Annotated in this window: 21 protein-coding genes; 9 read left to right on the top strand and 12 right to left on the bottom strand. The window is 37.7% G+C overall.

Annotated elements, in window-relative coordinates; translation table 11 throughout:
* Positions 1–51: 51 nt before the first annotated feature.
* The 3 genes from FC89_RS06485 to FC89_RS06475 all read right to left on the bottom strand — a co-directional run bounded on the left by FC89_RS06485 (position 52) and on the right by FC89_RS06475 (position 2,496).
* Positions 52–1,065 carry a lipoate--protein ligase gene (locus FC89_RS06485; protein ID WP_057871736.1) on the bottom strand — a complete coding sequence of 338 codons (1,014 nt, stop codon included), beginning with the start codon at positions 1,063–1,065 and terminating at the stop codon, positions 52–54.
* Complete coding sequence (locus FC89_RS06480; protein ID WP_057871735.1) at positions 1,062–1,499, bottom strand: OsmC family protein; 438 nt, start codon at positions 1,497–1,499, stop codon at positions 1,062–1,064. The genes FC89_RS06485 and FC89_RS06480 overlap by 4 nt, the downstream gene beginning before the upstream one ends.
* 103 nt (positions 1,500–1,602) lie before the next feature.
* Complete coding sequence (locus FC89_RS06475; RefSeq protein WP_057871734.1) at positions 1,603–2,496, bottom strand: Rgg/GadR/MutR family transcriptional regulator; 894 nt, start codon at positions 2,494–2,496, stop codon at positions 1,603–1,605.
* Positions 2,497–2,960: 464 nt separating this feature from the next.
* Here FC89_RS06475 and FC89_RS06470 point away from each other — a divergent pair, with 464 nt between their 5' ends.
* From FC89_RS06470 to FC89_RS06450, 5 genes are all read left to right on the top strand, one after another.
* Positions 2,961–3,794, top strand: a complete 834-nt coding sequence (locus FC89_RS06470) for a recombinase family protein (RefSeq protein WP_477218323.1) — start codon at positions 2,961–2,963, stop codon at positions 3,792–3,794.
* Between the two features lie 468 nt (positions 3,795–4,262).
* A complete protein-coding gene (locus FC89_RS06465) occupies positions 4,263–5,066 on the top strand; it encodes a homoserine O-acetyltransferase/O-succinyltransferase family protein (RefSeq protein WP_057871733.1) in 804 nt (267 codons plus the stop codon).
* Entirely contained in the window at positions 5,059–5,976 is a 918-nt protein-coding gene (cysK, locus tag FC89_RS06460) for a cysteine synthase A (RefSeq protein WP_057871732.1), read from the top strand. Before FC89_RS06465 ends, cysK begins: the two co-directional genes overlap by 8 nt.
* Positions 5,977–6,256: 280 nt before the next feature.
* Positions 6,257–7,261 (top strand): LacI family DNA-binding transcriptional regulator, encoded by a 1,005-nt coding sequence (locus FC89_RS06455; protein WP_057871731.1) that lies wholly within the window; start codon positions 6,257–6,259, stop codon positions 7,259–7,261.
* Positions 7,262–7,396: 135 nt separating this feature from the next.
* Entirely contained in the window at positions 7,397–8,068 is a 672-nt protein-coding gene (locus FC89_RS06450; protein WP_057871730.1) for a type 1 glutamine amidotransferase, read from the top strand.
* Here the strand turns inward: FC89_RS06450 and FC89_RS06445 are convergent.
* From FC89_RS06445 to FC89_RS06410, 8 genes are all read right to left on the bottom strand, one after another.
* The gene (locus FC89_RS06445; protein WP_057871729.1) at positions 8,045–8,713 is read right to left on the bottom strand and encodes an endonuclease III domain-containing protein; all 669 of its coding nucleotides are present in this window, start codon (positions 8,711–8,713) and stop codon (positions 8,045–8,047) included. The two genes, FC89_RS06450 and FC89_RS06445, sit on opposite strands and share 24 nt — an antisense overlap.
* Positions 8,714–8,730: 17 nt before the next feature.
* Complete coding sequence (locus FC89_RS06440; RefSeq protein WP_057871728.1) at positions 8,731–9,258, bottom strand: methylated-DNA--[protein]-cysteine S-methyltransferase; 528 nt, start codon at positions 9,256–9,258, stop codon at positions 8,731–8,733.
* Positions 9,259–9,496: 238 nt separating this feature from the next.
* Entirely contained in the window at positions 9,497–10,231 is a 735-nt protein-coding gene (locus FC89_RS06435) for an MIP/aquaporin family protein (RefSeq protein ID WP_057871727.1), read from the bottom strand.
* Positions 10,232–10,633: 402 nt separating this feature from the next.
* On the bottom strand, positions 10,634–11,572 hold the full coding sequence (locus FC89_RS06430) for an FAD:protein FMN transferase (protein WP_057871726.1): 939 nt from the start codon (positions 11,570–11,572) through the stop codon (positions 10,634–10,636).
* Between the two features lie 20 nt (positions 11,573–11,592).
* Positions 11,593–12,750 carry an NAD(P)H-dependent oxidoreductase gene (locus FC89_RS12400; RefSeq protein ID WP_083485434.1) on the bottom strand — a complete coding sequence of 386 codons (1,158 nt, stop codon included), beginning with the start codon at positions 12,748–12,750 and terminating at the stop codon, positions 11,593–11,595.
* Between the two features lies 1 nt (position 12,751).
* Complete coding sequence (locus tag FC89_RS06420; RefSeq protein ID WP_057871725.1) at positions 12,752–13,312, bottom strand: NADPH-dependent FMN reductase; 561 nt, start codon at positions 13,310–13,312, stop codon at positions 12,752–12,754.
* 174 nt (positions 13,313–13,486) lie between these two features.
* Complete coding sequence (locus FC89_RS06415; RefSeq protein ID WP_057871724.1) at positions 13,487–13,942, bottom strand: DUF3021 domain-containing protein; 456 nt, start codon at positions 13,940–13,942, stop codon at positions 13,487–13,489.
* Positions 13,939–14,382: a LytTR family DNA-binding domain-containing protein gene (locus FC89_RS06410; protein ID WP_057871723.1), complete on the bottom strand. Its 444-nt coding sequence runs from the start codon at positions 14,380–14,382 to the stop codon at positions 13,939–13,941. Before FC89_RS06410 ends, FC89_RS06415 begins: the two co-directional genes overlap by 4 nt.
* A 316-nt stretch (positions 14,383–14,698) precedes the next feature.
* Between FC89_RS06410 and FC89_RS06405 the strand changes: the two genes are divergently transcribed.
* The gene (locus FC89_RS06405; protein ID WP_083485433.1) at positions 14,699–15,247 is read left to right on the top strand and encodes a 5-formyltetrahydrofolate cyclo-ligase; all 549 of its coding nucleotides are present in this window, start codon (positions 14,699–14,701) and stop codon (positions 15,245–15,247) included.
* Between the two features lie 84 nt (positions 15,248–15,331).
* Here the strand turns inward: FC89_RS06405 and FC89_RS06400 are convergent, their stop codons facing one another.
* Complete coding sequence (locus FC89_RS06400) at positions 15,332–16,129, bottom strand: DUF1003 domain-containing protein (protein ID WP_057871721.1); 798 nt, start codon at positions 16,127–16,129, stop codon at positions 15,332–15,334.
* A gap of 531 nt (positions 16,130–16,660) precedes the next feature.
* On the opposite strand from FC89_RS06400, the gene argC reads away from it, so the two are divergent.
* Genes argC through argB form a run of 3 tightly spaced genes read left to right on the top strand, consistent with a single transcriptional unit; the run spans position 16,661 to position 19,684 of the window.
* Complete coding sequence (gene argC / locus FC89_RS06395) at positions 16,661–17,695, top strand: N-acetyl-gamma-glutamyl-phosphate reductase (protein ID WP_057871720.1); 1,035 nt, start codon at positions 16,661–16,663, stop codon at positions 17,693–17,695.
* A gap of 13 nt (positions 17,696–17,708) precedes the next feature.
* On the top strand, positions 17,709–18,914 hold the full coding sequence (argJ, locus tag FC89_RS06390; RefSeq protein WP_057871719.1) for a bifunctional glutamate N-acetyltransferase/amino-acid acetyltransferase ArgJ: 1,206 nt from the start codon (positions 17,709–17,711) through the stop codon (positions 18,912–18,914).
* Between the two features lie 26 nt (positions 18,915–18,940).
* Complete coding sequence (argB, locus tag FC89_RS06385; protein WP_057871718.1) at positions 18,941–19,684, top strand: acetylglutamate kinase; 744 nt, start codon at positions 18,941–18,943, stop codon at positions 19,682–19,684.

Here is a 19,684-nt window from a genome sequence, read left to right as displayed (position 1 = left end):
TTCCCATTAAGAATTAAAATTTCTAATTCTTAATGGGAATTTTCAGTTAATTTACTCTTGCCGCACCAGCAAATCAATAATTGCCTGTCGTTCAATCTTGCCAAAATATGACTGAAGGTCCACTCCGGTTAATGCCTGACTGATTGCATCACGATCATAACGAATTCCCAGTAGTTTCGCTGCAAATTGGTCAACATCAGCTTGACCTAAAAAATCACCATAAACTTTTAAATAACTGATCCGACCATGTTCAACCTGCAAACGAAAATCAATCGTACCTTGGGCAAAATGCTGGCGATGTTGAATTGCCGCTTGCGGAGAATTACCATAAACCCAATCCCAGTTGCTGAAAAGCTGTTGATTAATCGCTGCAACTGCTTGTTTAGCCTGATTATCCAAAACATACTCATCTGCTGCTGCAAGATCTGTTACCTGCAAAATTTTTTTCGCTAATGTATCCCGAAATTTTTCAATCGTCAACTGCTGATAGTCCGGCGTAAAGTAAGGTCTTAGATTGGTAACTCGGCTATGAACTGATTTGATCCCCTTAGCTGCAATCTTATCTTTAGGAACATTCAGAGCCTGTTCAATAACGTTCAAGTCAACATCATACATCAAAGTTCCATGCGAAAACATCCGTCCATGTTCCAAACGCATTGCATTACCAGAAAATTTTTTACCATCGATCTGCAAATCATTTCTACCAACCAACTGCGCGCCGGTCGCCCCCATTTCGTGCAAAGCAGCAATTACCGGTTCAGTGAATTTAGAAAAATTGCCATTAGAATGACCATCATCTTTGGTGATAAAACTAAAGCTTACATTGCCTAGATCATCAAAAACCGCTCCGCCGCCAGAAGTTCGCCGAGTAATAATGATTTGGTGTTTTTGCGTATAGTCTAAGTTAACTTCTTCGTAAACATTTTGATTACAGCCTAAAATAATGCACGGTGAATTAATATAAAAATATAAAATTGGTTCTGTTAAATCAGCATGCTCCATCAAGTATGTTTCTAATGCTAAATTATAACGAATATCTCGCTGATCTGTTACCAAGTATTTCATTTAAGCTCCTCCCCGAAAGCAAATTCATTTACCAATTCTATACTAACATTGGAACTGCCAGCCAATAATTTAGCAACGGGGCAACGCCGTTCACAAACCGCCAGAATTTTTTGAGCTTCTTGCCGCTCAACATGTGGTATTTTAACTTGGGCCCGAACCCAAAATTGAAATCCTTGATAATCACGACCCATATCCACGGCTACCCTAACAATTGCTTGATGTGGCAAATTTCGGCGTTTTTCTTCTGCTTCAAGTGTCGCATTCAAGCAAGTCGCCAACGCCGCTCCGAGTAATTGTTCAGGATTAGTTCCAGGAACTGCCTGCAATGGACTGCTTGTCAGTTGCTCAAATTCACCGCCGACAAGTGATCGGACATTACCGGCAATCCCTGCTTGGTTTTCAATCTCCGTATGATATAATGATTTTTTCTCCATAAAGCCGCACCTCATTTCAATGATTCCGGTTACATATATTATCATTATAGCAAATCACTGTGAATTCGGCTAAAAAGTAACTTAAAGTTTTCCTAAAAAAGAATTAGTTGCTATTTGCCCCGACTAGCCCTTCATCCAAACAAATCTTCAAGTTATACATTAATTCTTTGTTTAATTGGAAAAGTTTAAATTCTTCGCAACTGGTCAATGTTTCCGAAATGATTTTTGCACCTTGTTTGAGATCGCCGTCTTTTACCATGTTTACTCCAACAATAAAAGCTTTATAACATTTTGACCAGATATCGGTTGCTGCGATTTCTACTTGGTTCAATAGCATAAGGCAAGTATCAGCTGTTGAAAAATGATCATTTTTTATTAGCAAAACAATTACATGTGCCAGCAATTGAACCTTTGTCCGCGCTAAAATAAAATCATTTTCTTTATTATAAAAATTTTCCCACCGATCACTATTGAGCAACTTTTTTATGTCATCTTCAGTAAACATAAAAAGAGCTTCATCAAAAAGCTGATACTCATATTTGCTCCAGCGTGGTGTCTTTAATAAATAATCAATTATTATCTTTTTTTCTACTGTAAAATCTTTTTGCTTTTTAGAAATTTTTTTCGTCATGCAGCTGGCTAGTTGAGCTAAGTGATTAAAGCAAGTTAAATGATTGAATTGATATAGATTAATCGCATTTTGATTAATCAATTCCAATTCCATTATTTCTCCTTTTTTAAAGGCTTTTAGCAAACGCTGATGATATTTCTCAAATAACTTAAATTCTTCATTTTCCGCTTTAAACAAATAGATAAATTCTGAGAAATCTAAATTTAGACGTGCAATAATAACCAGTAGTTTGGCAATTTTTATTTCTTCTTTGCCGCGTTCATAACGTGAACTTGTTGATTGAGTCATTAAATCTTTATAAACATATTTGGCTTTCAAACCCTTTGACAATCTAATCTGTTTAACGATTTCACCTGATGACATCATTCCAATAAACTCCCTTTTATGAAAAAGACACAACTGTTAAGTTATGTCCCTATTGAATTTTGACATAAGTATATCATAAATATGTTTTCAAATTTAAGGGTTTTGAACGTTCTCACCTAATAAATGAGTAAATTACGGACGATTTTAAAGACAAATAGATTACAGACACAACTTAACGGTTGTGTCCTTATTTTTAGTGCTTTATAATTGATTGGGCATTGTTTTGCTTAAAATAATTTTCAGGTTCAGCCAAATAGCTCAAAAAGTTATTCCCATTTGTTGATTAATTGATTCGTTTTTAGAGATTTTCAAGGCTAAGCTGACTTTTGCTGCTTGGATTGAGACATAACAATTGTAATATGCAAGCAAATATTATTAAATAACAGCAATACGTATAAATTTGTTATTATTTAAATGAATCATTTACCATTTTCAAACAAACACTTTTATTTTAGGAGAAAATTATGACAACCGAGCAAATAAAGCAGATCGTGAATAATATTTGCTATACCCAAAAAACTTATAGTTACATCAACAAAGAACTTAAAAAGGATTATTCTCCGCAAAGGATAAGAGCTTTAATCAGAAAAGCAATTTTTAAAGCAACCCAATTAGAACAAAATGGTGAGTATATATCTATTTACACCCCAGCTTCCAACCTTAAAATCATTATTAACTCCCATGATTTCCATATAATTGCCGTCATGAAAACAAAAAAAACTATCCACCGAAAACGAATCACCAAATATGGTTATGCCAGGGTCAGCACTACGGATCAGAAACTTGAAAATCAAATTGAACTTCTAAAAGCTGCCGGAGCAGAAAAGATCTATCAGGAAAAATTTACTGGGACAACTACAGAGCGACCAGAGTTTAAAAAACTACTGGCACAATTATCAAAAGACGACACTCTGATCATTACCAAACTTGATCGTTTTGCTCGTAACACTAAAGAAGCACTAGAAATAATTCAAATGTTATTTGCTCTTGAAATCAAAGTTAATATTTTAAATATGGGATTAATTGATAATACTCCTACCGGACAGCTTATATTTACTATTTTTAGTGCTTTTGCTCAATTTGAACGTGATATGATCGTTACCCGAACACAAGAAGGCAAAGATTTTGCTAAGAAAAACAATCCTAACTTTAAGGAAGGTCGTCCTAAAACATATACGGATGAACAAATTCTACTAGCTTATAAGTTACGACAAAAGGGATTAACTTATAAACAAATTGAGCAGCAAACCGGAATTGGTAGTAAAACATTGCAAAGAAGATTTAAAACTATCAAATAACCTTTGAGTTTTCAGTTCTAGAACTGCTTAATTAAGAATTGTCTTTACTTTCTTGACAATTTACTGAAAGATTGTTAATGTTGAGCTAATAAATTCATGAAAGGGGTGTAATTGTTATGTTAAACAAATTATTGTTGGCTGGTCAATTACACTCTTTTATTCAATTAAATAATAATTGTTGTTGTTGATTTCTATACTTTTTTAGTTGGAACGACTTTTTTAAGTCGCTTATTATTTGACTAACAGCTTATTTTTTCAAATAGCTGTTGCCCCAAGTATGGAGGTCTTTTTTTATGACAATAACTAATATAAAAATTCACTTACTTTCCTTAAAACAATTACTGGCTGCTGGTCTTCATCCGCACTGGCAACTGATAATGTTTTATTTGGGTGGTGTTCGAGCTTGCTGTTAGACCCAACAAGTTCTTTACAACATTCAATCAATTAGGTTAGGGAGTGAATTTTTTTATGGTCCAACCATTACAGATTGGAATTCTAAATCTGATGCATGATAAGCTGCGTACCAGAATTGAGCTGCAACAAGTCTTACAACAAACAAGTCAAGCAGTAAAATTACATTTTTATTATCCACGTATGCACTATCAAAATCGTCCCGTTCCAGCTGATGTTCAAGCAACAGCCAGTCCACTGGATTTGACAGCAGTCGCTAAATTAGATGCTTTCATTATTACCGGAGCTCCACTTGATCAACTGCCATTTGCACAGATCACTTATTTATCAGAATTGCAAAGCTTATTTCAAGTTCTCACAAAAGTACCACAGCGCTTGTATCTTTGCTGGGGAGCTATGGTAGCTTTACACGAAATCTACCAAATCGGTAAACAAAAGCTCCCACGAAAATTATTCGGCGTCTATCCGCAACAGATTTTAACTGCTGATCCGCTGCTCCAAGGTCTTAAAAATCATTTTTGGGCACCTCATGCACGTTATGCGGAAGCGGATCGAGCGCAAATTGAGGCGCACCCACAACTAAAAATAACCGCCGTCAGTCAAGCTGGTAATTTGTTTCTAGTTCAAAATCGTTTTGGTAATGAAACTATGCTGTTTTCACATTTAGAATATCAAGCCGACAGTTTAATGGCAGAGTATCATCGTGAAGTAGCTGCTCATCCCGACCGACACTATCAGTTACCCGAAATGCAAACGACTGCTGCTTTTGCCTGGCAGCAGACACAACAACTTTTCTTTCAAAATTGGTTAAACTTAGTTGCGGCAACAGTCAATAATAACGGAGGTCTGATCTATGGTTAACGCTAAACAAAATATTACTGAATTAATTGGCCAAACACCACTCTTAAAATTAAATCAAATAGTCCCTGAAAACGCTGCTGATGTGTACGTCAAATTGGAATTTTTTAATCCCGGCAGCTCGATCAAAGACCGAATCGCTTTAGCAATGATCAACGCCGCTGAAAAAAACGGTCAATTACACCCTGGCGGCACTATCATTGAACCAACTTCTGGAAATACTGGAATCGGTTTAGCCTTAGTCGCAGCTGCCAAGGGCTATCACTTAATCATTACTATGCCTAAAAGTATGAGCATTGAACGCCGGAAACTAATTCAAGGCTATGGTGCCGAACTAATTCTAGTTGATGGTGGTATGCCGGACGCTATTCAAGCTGCTAAAGATTTAGCAGCACGCCATGGCTATTTCTTACCATTGCAATTTAACAATCCAGCTAATCCAATTATTCACGAACAAACTACTGGTCAAGAAATTATTGCTGCTTTTGATGGAAAAGCCCCCACTGCTTTCATTGCCGGAGTCGGAACTGGTGGAACTTTGACCGGTGTCGGTCATGCTTTGAAAAAAGTTGCTCCCCAAGTCGCTATTTACGCATTGGAAGCTGCAGGATCTCCCTTCTTAAAAACCGGTCATGCTGGTAAACATAAAATCCAAGGAATAAGCGCCGGCTTTATTCCCCAAGTTTTAGATACGACCCTTTATGACGATATCATCGAAGTCAGCGATGAGCAGGCCATTACAACTGCTCAACAAGTTAGTCGCCAAGAAGGGTTTTTACCGGGAATTTCAGCTGGTGCCAACATCTATGGAGCGATTGAAATTGCCAAAAAGCTTGGCCCCGGCAAAACAGTTGTGACAATCGCACCAGACAATGGTGAACGTTATCTTTCAACCAGTTTATTTAATTTCTAATTTGATATTCGAATAAGTTAAAAGCAGCAGAAATTATTTAGGAAGTTATCAGCTTTTATTTAATAATTCCGAAATGACTTATCTGCTGCTTTTTATTTAACTAAATTTAATCAGTGATTATTAATTTTTTTGCTATGCTTTTTTCTTTAAACTAAGCTATCTTTCAACCAAGAAAGCGTTATAAACTCTTTTTTAAAATACTTGTTGCAAAACATTTTGCTAAACATAAAATTAAAGTTTATGCTAAAGTATTCTTATGTAGGGGGAAAGGAGTAATAGCATGGCAATCACAATTAAAGATATTGCTAACGCTGCTCAAATATCAGCTGTTACTGTTTCACGTATTCTCAGCAATAAAGAAGGCCACTATTCAGCGGCAACTGCTGCTAAGGTTCGTAAAATTGCCAAAAATCTTGGCTACCGCAAAAATTTTGCAGCAGCCGAGCTGGTTACTCGTAAAAATCGGGTAATAGCGGTAATAGTAAGCGCTGTTAAAACTAATTTTGCTGAAAAAATTCTTGAGGGTATTGCTAATAGCGCGATCAAATATGGTTATAACATTGTACTGCTTTATGTGAAACCGAATAATCCGCAATCGCAAAGGCATGCATTACAGACTATTTTAGGCCGATTAATTTATGGGGTTTTATTGGTTTCATTGGAATTAACTGATGAAAATTTTCAGTTGCTTAAAACCACCAAAATTCCTTATTTATTTATTTCAATTGCTGTTAAAGATGGAGCAGCCTTTATTGGATCAGATGATTTTCAAATTGGCTATCAAGCAACTAACTTTTTAATTGCTCAGGGTCATACCAAAATCGGGATCGCAGGAATGTCAAACAGCTCCTATATCGGTCAGCAGCGCGTTGCCGGCTATCGCCACGCAATGAAAAAACAACAGCTGCTTATAAAAGATCGTTGGATTCAATTTGGGGATTTTACATATCAAGCAGGCATCCAGGCAATGAAAAATTATGGCGCTGCTACGGAATTAACCGCCATTATCGGAACCAGCGATCTCGTCACAATCGGAATTTTGAATACAGCCGCAGAACTTAATTTATCAGTTCCGCAACAATTATCACTTTTGAGTATTGATGGCACACAGCTGACTCAAATTGTTCGGCCGCAGCTTAGCAGTATCACCCAAGATTTTTATCAAATGGGCTATCAAGGCTTAAGAGCACTAGTCCATCAGGCAGAAAAAAAATTAAAGTCACACTATATGCCCTTCCAAATTATTGAACGGCAAAGTACCAGTCAGTTAAAATCCAAGCGCTAATTACACCACTATTTCGTGATTGAAAATAATTTTCTTTTAAAACTAATAGTTATAGAGTTATATATGCCTGCTAATAGGTTATAATTGGGATGAAATTCATAATAAATTCAGCAACAATAGCAGGAGGAATTGCCGATGCGGGTTAATATTATTCAACATACTCCCAATGAACGACCTGGTTTAATTTTAAATTGGGCACAACAGCAGCAACATGAAGTTTACATTTATCATCCCTACCAATTTCAAGGAATTTTACCAACAGCTGATCAAACTGATCTGCTGGTTATCCTAGGTGGCCCGATGAGTCCCAATGATGACTTTCCTTGGTTGGCAAGCGAGCGCCAATTGATTCAAGAATTAATAGTTCGCCAGCAGCCAATTTTTGGCGCTTGCTTGGGAGCACAACAAATCGTTAAAACGCTCGGTGGAACTGTTACAACTGCTCCTGTCAAAGAAGTCGGCTGGGCTCCAATCAACCGTGAAAGTACACTTATCCCTGATTTACCAGCAGAATTAACTGTTCTTCACTGGCATCAAGATACCTTTTCAATTCCAACCGGTGCAACTCGGCTATTTTCGAGTCAATTCGTACCCAACCAAGGATTTCTCTATCACCATAATGTCATCGGCTTACAATTTCACTTTGAGGTTGCCCCGCTTAATGTCCGCGAAATGTTAATTAACGATGGAGCTTACATTAATGGTTCGGTTTTTAAACAATCAAAAGAAACGATTTTGAATCAACCAATTCCTGCTATCAATCAAAAAGTACTATTCCAATTGCTAAATTATATTACCAGCGATTGATTTTAACCGCTGAGCCAAAAAACTTTGTTCAAACTGAGCTCGACTTTTCAACCAATTTTTACCAAATTCATCCAATAGTCCATGTAATTCTTGAGCATCCTGATAAGTAAAAGCAGCCGGTAACTTAATCTGTTGCTGTAGTTGCTGATATGTTGCGGCCGGATAACCTAAATAAACAAATAATTTTCGAGCATAGTTATCGGCAATAAAAACCGGTTGATCAAAAATATAAACTAAAAAGACATCAGCCGTTTCATTACCAACACCGTTCAAGTGCAGCAATCTTGCACGTAATTTGGTTCCAAACTGAGTGGTAATTTTTGAGTAATTCCACTGATAGCGATCTAACCATTTAAAAACATTGTGAATAGTTGCGGCTTTTTGACGATAAAACCCACTTGGACGAATCAATTCCATCAATGCCGCTGATGATAATTGCAAAATTTTTGCTGGTTCAAAATTGCTCGCTTGCCGTAAGTTTTTCAATGAACGATCTACATTGCGCCAATTTGTATTTTGAACTAAAATCGCTCCCAAGATAATTTCTGGCTTACTATCGGCTGGCCACCAACCTTGTGGACCCATTTCAGTTAACAAAATTTGATAAATTTCAGTTATTAATTCCTTTGTTAATTTCCTTTTCATCTTAAAATGCACCTGCATTAATAAATTCGATCTTGTTGCAGTAATTGTTGATTCCAACCTTCTAAAGCTAATAAAGCTCTTTTTTTCTCTAAACCACCTGCATAACCAGTTAAATTACCATTACTGGCAACTATTCGATGGCACGGAATAATCACTGACAAGGGGTTGCGGCCGACTGCATTTCCAATTGCCCGCGGTGCAGTCTTATGTCCATAGCGCTGCTGTAATTTAACAGCCAACTGCTGATAACTCCAGCACTTTCCATAAGGAACTTGCTGAATGAGTGTCCAAACCTGCCGTTGAAAAATCGTTCCCATTAACTTTACTACTAATTTAGTTGACGTTGGTCGTTGACCAGCAAAATATGCATCTAACCACTGCTGCGTTTGTTCCAAAATCCGCGGTACACTTGAACTGGCTGCATCCAAGTTATAATTAGCTCCAAAATGTCGCTGTTGTTCAAACCATACTCCATAAAGTGCCTGATGATCACTGAGTAGAACTATTTTACCTAAAGGCGATTGATAATTTGCTCGATAAAACATCGTATTCCTCTCCTTTAAAAATAAATCCAGATTTTTAAGGCTGATCACTAATTTCAAGTTTATTAAAACATAAACTGACCGTTCTTGCTGTAAATTTTGTTTAATCGCTAATTATAGCACTTTGCTTTAGGCATAATTTAAGCACAAAAAAGCAGCTTAACTTCAATAATCTCAGTTGAAGCTAAGCTGTTTCATAATACATTGCAATTTGTCGTTTCTTCTAATCAAATCTTTTAAATCACAGGAAAACTGCTTTAAATAAACTGGCAGCAGCAATTCCTGCTAAAATCGGAGCTACTACTGGAACCCAAGCATAACCCCAGTTCGAATTTCCCTTATACTTCAACGGAAACACCTGATGCAATAACCGCGGTCCCAAATCACGGGCTGGATTCAAAGCCGGTCCGGTTGGTCCACCGAATGAAGCAACAATTACCATTACCAACAATCCAACACCAATAAAACCTGAAAGTTGATTACCTTTAGCAAATGCTGGTGAATTAGTAATTCCCAAGGCACCGAAAACCAAAATAAACGTTCCCAAAAACTCATTAATAAAACCATTTAACCAATGATTAGTAGCATCTGATGTCGCAAAAGTTCCCAACACCTTACCAGTATCAGCAGTTAAATCATAATGCGGCTTAAAGGCTGCAACTACAATTAATTGCCCAACGATTGCTCCTAAAAATTGTACTACTATGTACGGCAAAACTTCTGTCCAAGGAAACATTCCGGCAGCAGCTAATCCAACTGTAAAAGCTGGATTAATATGGTTTCCCGAAATGCTGCCAAACATCAAAGCTGGAATCATAACGGCAAAACCATACCCAACTGAAATAACAATCCAACCACTGCGACTGCCCTTAGTTTTTTCCAAATCAACAGTCGCCACTGACCCGTTTCCTAAGGCCACCATAATTGCAGTGCCAAAAAACTCCGCTGCCAAACGGGTCGTTAAAGCATAATCCATCAAAATCTCTCCTCTTTCTTACTTATATTAAGAAACGAGCGTCGTAACAAATGACGGTAACATTTGTTACGATTGCAATAACGGATATATTAATACTTGCAGCTATTCTTGTCAAGCTTTTTTTGTATTATATTTTTGGGATATAGTTTTGCGATACTTTAATCTTTAAAATTATTTTATGAATTATGCTTTTTTGACCAGCAAAAGTGCTACAACATCATTTTTTCCAAATTCAAACAGACTATAATTAATGCTTAATCATGCTTCAACAAATATTTAAGGAGAAAAACTTCCATAACAATCGCCGCCATAATCTTTAAGTTTTGTTTATTAGTGGTTTAGTTACAAAAAAGCATTATGCTGCCTATTGCAACACAATGCCTTTTATTCGTAAATTAACTTTTATTTTCGTAATTTAACTCCTACTGGAATAACTCGACCATCTTGATAAACAAAAACCGCTCCTAATAAACCAGGACGACTCTGTAGCCAATTTGGCAGTGGCTGCCCAGCAAAAAACAAGCGCTTAGCTTCAATTTCAGCCACTACTGATTTTTCAGCAAAAATTGTTACCCCTGCCAAGTCAGTTTCTAAAGGATAACCGGTTCGCGGATCTAACAAATGATGGTAGCTACGACCATTTTGTTTTAATGAGCGCTCATAAATTCCCGAAGTCACTGCTGAACAGGCTGGTAAAATAACTTCACCAACATTTATCCCCCGCGGCTGTCGTGGATCTTGTACGCCAACCACCCAATGTCCGTCAGTATGCGTTGGTGCTGTTCCTAGCAGCAAAACATTCCCACCTAAATTAATAATTCCTGTGCTGACTCCATATGCCTGCCATAAATCTTTAATTCGATCGGCGATGTAACCCTTGGCGATTCCACCTAAATCCAGTTTCATTCCCGGCTGTGGCAAATAAACACTGAAGTTACGGTCATCAAGTTGAATCTGCGTTGGATCAATTAGCTTACAGCAACGTTGAATTTCAGTTGTTGATGGTACGTGAGCATCATCAAAACCAATATCCCATAATTTAACTAGGGGACCGATGGCAACATTGAAGCCAAAATTAGCCTGACTAGCCGTAACTGCCATTTTAATTAATTGATAAACCGGTTCACTAACTTGAACAGGCTTTTTCCCTGCTGCCATGCTAATTGCCAAAACTTGCGACTGTGCTCGATTAATTGTCAATAAATCTTCATACCAAGCCAAGAGTTCAAATGATCGCTCAAGGATGAACTGATTCACTGTCCCGAAAATTGTTAAGGTGTTTAACGTTCCTAAACCGTATTTTGTTTGGGTTAATTTTTGCGCTGCAATATTTTTAATCATTTCAAATCTCAATTTTGCTTTTATTCTTGATGCTGTGAAGCACCCGTTGTTGTATCAGGAGCAGCCGGTGCTGTTGATGTCGTTGGCTGAGCAGAAGCTGCTGTATCCAGCTGTGAAGCTCCTGTTGCTGCATCAGTTGAGTCTGTTGAGTCGGCCGCTTTTTTAGAAGCACCGGTAGTTACATCAGCAGCAAAACTGCCATTTTTAAAAAGCTCATACAAATGATCGACATTTCCGGTAAATTCCATTGTCCCCAAATAATGACCGTTAACATCGCGAATTGCATAGTAACGAATCAAGATTTTATGTCCCTGCAACGTCAAGCAACGTTCAACCAAATTCTTTTCACCTGATTTAAATGAAGAAATAATCTTTTCAACTGCCGGAACTGCTAATGGTGGATGACACTCTTGAACCGTTTCGCCCAATGAATTGACTGAACGAACATGTACTCGTTCAGCTTTGTCAGAAAACCAACTAAAATGATCAGTCGCATCAATAAAGTCAACTTCAAATGGCATCGTACTGAAAATCTGCTGTATCTGTTGTAAACTTAACTTGCCGGTTGGAAATTGAACAAATGCTTCACTGATCAATGGCTGCTTAATAGCCATCAAGGCTGCCTGTGGCGAACGCTGATTTAATAATTTGGTAAAGCTGACAAAATTAGTAAAGTATTTCTCTAATTCTGCAACAGCTGCTTTGTCAGTTAGCTCACCTTGTTCATTAAAAACAGTTGCTACATTTCCCAGTAAGAACTCATTTCCTGACAAAACAGCTGCGTTCAGATCAGGTGATGCTAAAATCTGCCGTAAATGTTCTTGCGCTCTGGCTGAACCTTGCGGACCATAAGAAGCTCCCACGATCATGGTAGGTTTATTATCTAATAATTCACAATGATAAGACAGCCATTCAATTGCACTTTTCAACGCTGCAGGAATGCTGTGATCATATTCCGGTGACGAAAAAATTACCCCATCAGCCGTTTTTATTGCTTGCTTAAAACTCCAAACAGCTGATTGCTGATCTCGTGGTAAGCTTTTTTGAAATAATGGCAATTGATTAATTTCTAAAACTTCAATTTGCGCTAAATCAGCAAAATGCCGTTGCATATACTGCAGTAGTTGCCGATTATAAGAATGGGAAGCATTTGTCCCAACGATAGCAGCTAATTTCACTTTATTTTCCCCCTTTATTACCTCTTTTGACTTTCTTTACAAAGACAGCAAAAGCTTGCAGACAGTCATCCAAAAAACTAACCGTCTTCGGATCACTGATTTCATTTGACTGATCAAAAGCCGTTTTAGCTTGTCCTAATAAAAACTCTTGTCCTTGAAACACATTAGCATCTACTCCTGGTGAGTTCAGAATCTGTCGTAAATGCAGCTGTGCTCGTGAAGAACCTTGCGGATAAGTTGAAGCCCCAAGTATCATTATGGGTTTTTGCTTTAAGGGATGAACTTGGTATGACATCCATTCAATTGCATTTTTTAATGCCGCGGTTACTGAATGATTATATTCTGGACAGGCAATAATTATTCCATCACTTTTGTTGATTTTTTTCGTCCATTTCTCGACAACTGCTGGAGTAACCCCAGCAATGTCTTCATTAAAAAGCGGTAATTCACGTACTTCAAGTTTTTCCAAATGAAACTTAGGGTAATGTTTCGCAATGAATTCAATCAATAATCGATTATAAGAGACCTGGTTATTTGAGCCAACAATTGCTACTAATTTCACAAAACCACTTCCAAACTATGTTGTATTTAGAATCTACCGTAATTATAACGCAATTGCGTCCTAAAATTCTTGCTTTTTTCTAAAATATCCTTGTCCAAAACTGAACAAATTTCTGCAAATAAAAAAGCAGTTATCAACGTTGGAATTAAACTCTGATAACAGCTTTGAGGGTGGTTATTTTTTTCTACTTTTTACCAAATGATTTAATTGTTCAATCTGTCGACGAGCAATAAACATATAAATTATCCACTGCAGGATGTACATTGCAATAAAAATCAAGGTAAATCCACCCAGCCAAGGCAAATTCCAAGGAAACCAGCCAGCTAAAACAGCTAACGGAGTAAAGACAAGATAAGTAATAATAAAATGCCAAATGGTTTGCCGGGTGATACTCCATGTTTCTTTTTCAAAAATCAGGCTGGCACCAGAAAAGACTCCCCCCATTGCTGCCCAAAGCAAAGCTGAAATAAGCGTCGCTACGGTATTCGATGAAAATTGAGCAACAAATTCGGGTGACGACGGGACAAAGTGATCAACACGGTAGATAAAAGAAAATACCAGTGCAATTGAAAAACCAATTACCACACCTTGGGGAATTCCTTGTAAAATTCTTTCAATCAGACGTTTCATGTTAGTAACTCCTTTCGAATTTTCTGGGCATAACGACGTGAAGTAAAAGTTTGTTTGCCATTTTTCAAAGTAACTTGGTAAATACCACTTTTACTCAATGAAAAATACTTGATCTGCAAAAAATTGACAATTTCACTGCTTGAAAGCTGGATAAACAGTTGTGTTGGCAAAATAGCTTTTACTTGATAAATCCGCTGTTTAATCCGATAAACAGCAGCAGTGGTTTCGCAATAAACTTGTTTATTTTCAGTATAAACTCGGATAATCTGGTAAAGTGGAATGATTTTGCGCCGATCAGTTTGATAACCAATCAGTACCTGTTCATTCACTAACTGCGAAATCGTCTCCGCTAAATTGGTCAATTCAGTTGTCCGTTTGGAAGCATGAATTGCAATAAATGGCTCCTTGATTAATTCAGAAAATTTAAACCTGACTAGCATTGTACTTCTCCCCCTTTCATAAATCAGCTTAAATGAAAATTAGCTAAAAAACTATCAAATTTAGCTATTCGGTTAATTTTCAACAACAATTGGTCACGTACTAAATTAAACCGGCTGACTGCAATGACTACCAATTAGCAATTCATTCTTTGCTTTTAAAATTATGCACAAAAAAATCAGCTGCCAGCTGGCGGCTGATTCCTTTGACTAACTCATATTTTTTTATTTCACAACAAAATTGACTATATCAATTCACACTGATTATATTCCGTGCTTTAATAAGAATAATAAGTTTCTTTGAAAAGAGGTTTTAACTATTACCACCAAAAAACAAATTCGCCAACAAGTTCTGCAGCAATTGAAGCAAAAAGATCCCACACAAAAATTACAGCAAGAGCAACTGCTTTATCACCAACTCTATGACTTATCAGCTTGGCAAAAAGCCGAGTCAATCGGGATTACTATGAGCATGTCCCATGAAATTAATACTTTGCCGATTATCAAAAAGGCTCTAACTCAAGGCAAGCAAGTCTACATTCCCAAAACAATCCATCGCGAACTAAAATGGCTGGCTTATGATCCACAGCAACTGGAAAAAACTCGTTTTGGAATTTGGGAACCTACAGCCAGCCTTGATCAAGCTGTTGACATTAAACAACTTCAACTTTTATTAGTTCCAGGAGTTGCCTTCACTCCCACCGGCTATCGTGTCGGCTATGGTGCTGGATTTTACGACCGTACTTTATCTAACTATCCCGGAAAATCAATTTCACTGGTGTTCCCTGAACAACAGATCGCTGACTTCCTGGCAGACAGTTGGGACAAGCCCGTTGATTTAATCCTGACTCCTTCAAAAATTAGTTAAATTACTATTCTAGATACAGCAAAAAAGCCCTTTGTAGTAAGCAAAGGGCTTTTATAATACTAATACTTTTTACAGTCAGTTATGTCACTCATGTCGATTTTCGTTATTTCTTTTCTTTACAGTCGTTTTATGGTTAACGACATTTTGTTCTAACATGCTTTGCAAACGCCGTAACTCACTTACCTGCGTTTCAATCGAACCCAGCATTTCTGTTTGGATTTTTTGAATTTGCAACATATTAGGCTGATCTTGTTGAATCATATGATCGATCTTTGAATGTAAAACCCGAATTTCTTCTTCAGATTTCAAATTCACATGGTAATCATTTCGAGATTCCATCCGATCATATTCAGCCGAACGATTCTGACTCATCATAATCAATGGTGCTTGAATCGCTGCGACCATACTTAAAAACAAGTTCAACAAAATAAATGGATAAGGATCAAACTTGAATCCAAACCAATGAAATACATTGAACAAGATCCACAAGACCATTACAGAAATAAAAGAAATGATAAACGGCCAGCTACCCCCGAAGTGTGCAACAGCATCAGCTACTTTCTGACCAAATGTCAGCGAGTTTTCCAATTGCTCACGAACATCAACCATTTGATAGGCATCTTTTTCCATGACCCGGGTTAGTTTCCGGTTCAGCCTATTATTTTGGCGATAATCCTTCGCAATCATCTGATCCATCTTCAATAATCGATAATGAACCAGATGCTCACTACAAATAAAGTCATCATTTGTCGCCTTGGGAAAGTCCTGACGAATCAACGCCTTTAAAGGGCCATCCAAGTCTCCTAGGAATACACCATCTACTAGACCATATTTTTTATGATCTACTAAACAGTTGACTGTACGATCAAATTTATTCTTCATTGAGATAAACACCTCAGTTGAAATTAATTATCCCGTGCAGTTAAAAAAGTTAATTGGCAGGTTAAATGCCCATTACTATCCTGACTACACGAGGGACCATCATCGCTAGTTGAAGACGATATATGATGTTCTGACATAAAACCCACCACCTTTCCTAGTTTACTTGAATGCTTGGAGCTGTTCTCCGCATTAGCTTAATATATACCCTAAGCAACCAGATGTCAATCTATACGTAATTAAAGTTAGATTAGTATGGTTACAGAAGCTTAATCATCATTATTAGCAATCTCTTTTTTCTATATTTTGCAGCACTATTTATTCGCAATAAATGAATAAATACATGTAAAGCATTGGCATGCTGCCTATATATATTATTCATATTTTTGATTATACTTGCTATTTAAATACAAAAAGTAAGAAATAATGCAATTTTTATTAAAAAAAGATTGAAATTAGCTTGTAATTGAATTATAGTTAATATCAATTAAAAATGATTTTTTATTCAATAAAATGAATTTAGAGGATGATTAAATGGAAATTGGAATAATCGGAGCCACCGGATATAGCGGTAACGTACTTTATAGTCTGCTTAAACAACATCCACAAGTAACCAAAATCAATTTATACGGACATCAGCAAACAAATTCAACAACATCCTATTTAGATGAAGAAATTCCATCTTTTCAAGGAGAACATTTGCCGCTGCAAGCTTTTAATGCCGAAAAAATCATGGCCGAAAATGATTGCTTGTTTTTTGCAACTCCAGCTGGCGTAGCAAAGCAACTAGCCACTCCACTGCTGGCAGCTGATTTTCCTATAATTGATCTCTCGGGTGATTTTCGTTTAAAAGATCCGGCTGAATATTCAAAATGGTATCAACAACCAGCTGCTTCTGCAGAGCAATTGGCTAAAGCAGAATACGGGCTTTGCGAATTCAACGATCATCCCACCGCGGCTTACATTGCTAATCCTGGTTGTTATGCTACTGCTACTTTGTTAGGCTTGGCTCCTTTAATCATCGAACATTTAATTGAACTTAAATCCATCGTTGTTGATGCAAAATCAGGCGTGTCCGGTGCTGGAAAGAAACTAAGCGCCAGCAGTCATTTCAGCTTTATCAATGAAAATGCTTGGCTTTATAAATTAAATCAGCACAAGCATATCCCAGAAATACTTCAACAAATGCAAAATTGGGACGATCAAGTCCAAGCGGTGCAATTTTCCACAACACTGATTCCCATTACCCGCGGAATCATGGCAACGATCTATGCCCAATTAAAACCGGGAATTACTCCCAAGCAAATTGATGACGTTTATCGCAAACATTATCAAACCAAACCATTTGTTCGCTGGCGCAGTACTGAGCTGCCAATGATCAAAAACGTTACCGGCTCCAATTATTGTGATCTCGGCTATGGATATAATCCTGCTACTAATGTAATAACCGTCGTTTCTGTTATTGATAATTTATTAAAAGGCGCTGCCGGTCAAGCAGTACAAAATTTCAATCTAATGTGGCATTTTCCAGAAACCACCGGCTTACCGCAACTACCAATTTTTCCTTAAAGGAGATTCTCATATGCAAACTACTAATTTTAAAAATGTTCCCTTTTGTTGGCCACAAGGATTCAAAAGTGATGGCCTGCATTCTGGTTTAAAAAAAACTGCTGATCAACTGGACTTAGGTTGGCTTTGTTCTGCTGTTCCTGCCCAAGCGGCCGGAATGTATACCACTAATCGTTTCTGTGCGGCACCAACTGCTTTGACTAAAAAATTAGTCAGCACCAATCACCAGTTACAAGCTATCGTCATGAACAGTGTTATTGCAAATTCTTGTACGGGTTCTAAAGGCGAAGAAAATGTGCGCTATGAACAAAAATTAGTTGCTCAAAAATTAGGAATCACGCCAGAACTGATCGGAGTTGCTTCAACTGGTTTGATTGGAGCTCAATTACCCATGGAAAAGATCAGCTCCGGTATCGCTCAATTGCAGCTAACAACTAATCTTAACGTTACAAAAGCAATTTTAACTACCGATACTCATTCTAAAAAAATCAGTCTCCAATTCACAATTGGTCAAAAGCTTTGTACGATTAGCGGCTTTGCCAAAGGATCCGGCATGATTGCTCCCAATATGGCGACGATGCTGGGATTTATTACAACTGATGCAGCAATCGCTCCACAAGCACTACAGTCATTATTGAGTAAATTAACTGATAAAACTTTTAATCAAATTACCGTAGATGGTGACACTTCAACTAATGACATGGTATTGGTTCTTGCCAACGGACTGGCCGGCAACCCGACTTTAACGCCTAATAGCCCTGATTGGTCAACTTTCGAAGCTGCTTTGCATCAGGTGCTGGCTTTCTTAGCTCGGCAAATTGCCGGTGACGGAGAAGGTGCTACTAAATTATTAGAAGTCAATGTCGCTCATGCCGCTACTGAAATGGAAGGCCAGCAAACAGCTAAAGCTATCGTTGGTTCCAACTTGGTTAAAGCAGCCTTTTTTGGAGCTGATCCGAACTGGGGAAGGATTATTAGTACATTAGGCATGACACATGCCCAATTTGATCCACAGCAAATTGATTTATCTTTTAATAACTTTCAAATTTTAACAGCCAGTCAACTGCAGGCTTTTAATTCCGAAAAATTAATTTCCAGCTTACAGCAAAACAAAATAAAAATCGATTTGGATCTGCATGCTGGCACCGCTACTGGGCAAGCATGGGGCTGTGATTTAACTTATGACTATGTCAAAATCAATGCTACCTACAGCAGCTAAACAACAACCGAAGAAAGGATATTGCTATGAAAAACTTGATCGTTATAAAAATCGGCGGAACTGCGATTGACCAGCTACAGCCAGAATTCTTTGAGCAGCTCCGTTTATGGCAGCAAGCTGGCCGCAAAATTTTATTAGTTCATGGCGGCGGCCGTGAAATTTCAGCTTTAACTCAAAAACTACAACTACCAGTTAAACGAGAAAACGGCATTCGGATCACCGATCAAGCTGCCTTGCAATTGACACGAATGGTTTTGTTGGGTCAGACGCAGCCAAAATTATTAACACAATTATTGCAGCACAATTTAACGGCCATCGGTTTAAATGCAGCTGATCAACAATTTCTGCAAGGAGAATTGCTCAATTTTACCAAGTACGGCTATGTTGGTCGAATTACCGCAGTTAACCAAGAATTTTTAAAACCACTGCTACCAAAACAAATCGTAGTTTTAGCTCCGCTGGCATTACTAGGCGATCAATGGCTAAATGTCAATGCTGATAGTGCGGCGGCGGCAATTGCCAGTTTACTGCAAGCCGATGAGCTGTTCTTACTGACTGACGTTCCAGGGGTTTTAAAGGCCGGACAAGTTTTACCTACTTTAACCGCCGCGGCTGCTCAGTGTTTAAAAGCGGCCAAAATTATCACTACCGGCATGCAGCCTAAAATCGCTGCCGCCTTGCAAGCTGCTCGTTGTGGTGTCACCCATGTTAACATTACTAATCAATTATCTGCTGCTGGAACACAGGTCATTCAGAAAGGGGATCTTTAA

Origin of the sequence: Liquorilactobacillus ghanensis DSM 18630, from assembly GCF_001435235.1 — a bacterium.
Lineage (GTDB): Bacteria > Bacillota > Bacilli > Lactobacillales > Lactobacillaceae > Liquorilactobacillus > Liquorilactobacillus ghanensis.
Note: the sequence above shows the minus strand (reverse complement) of the source record. Positions and strands in the feature narration are given on the sequence as shown.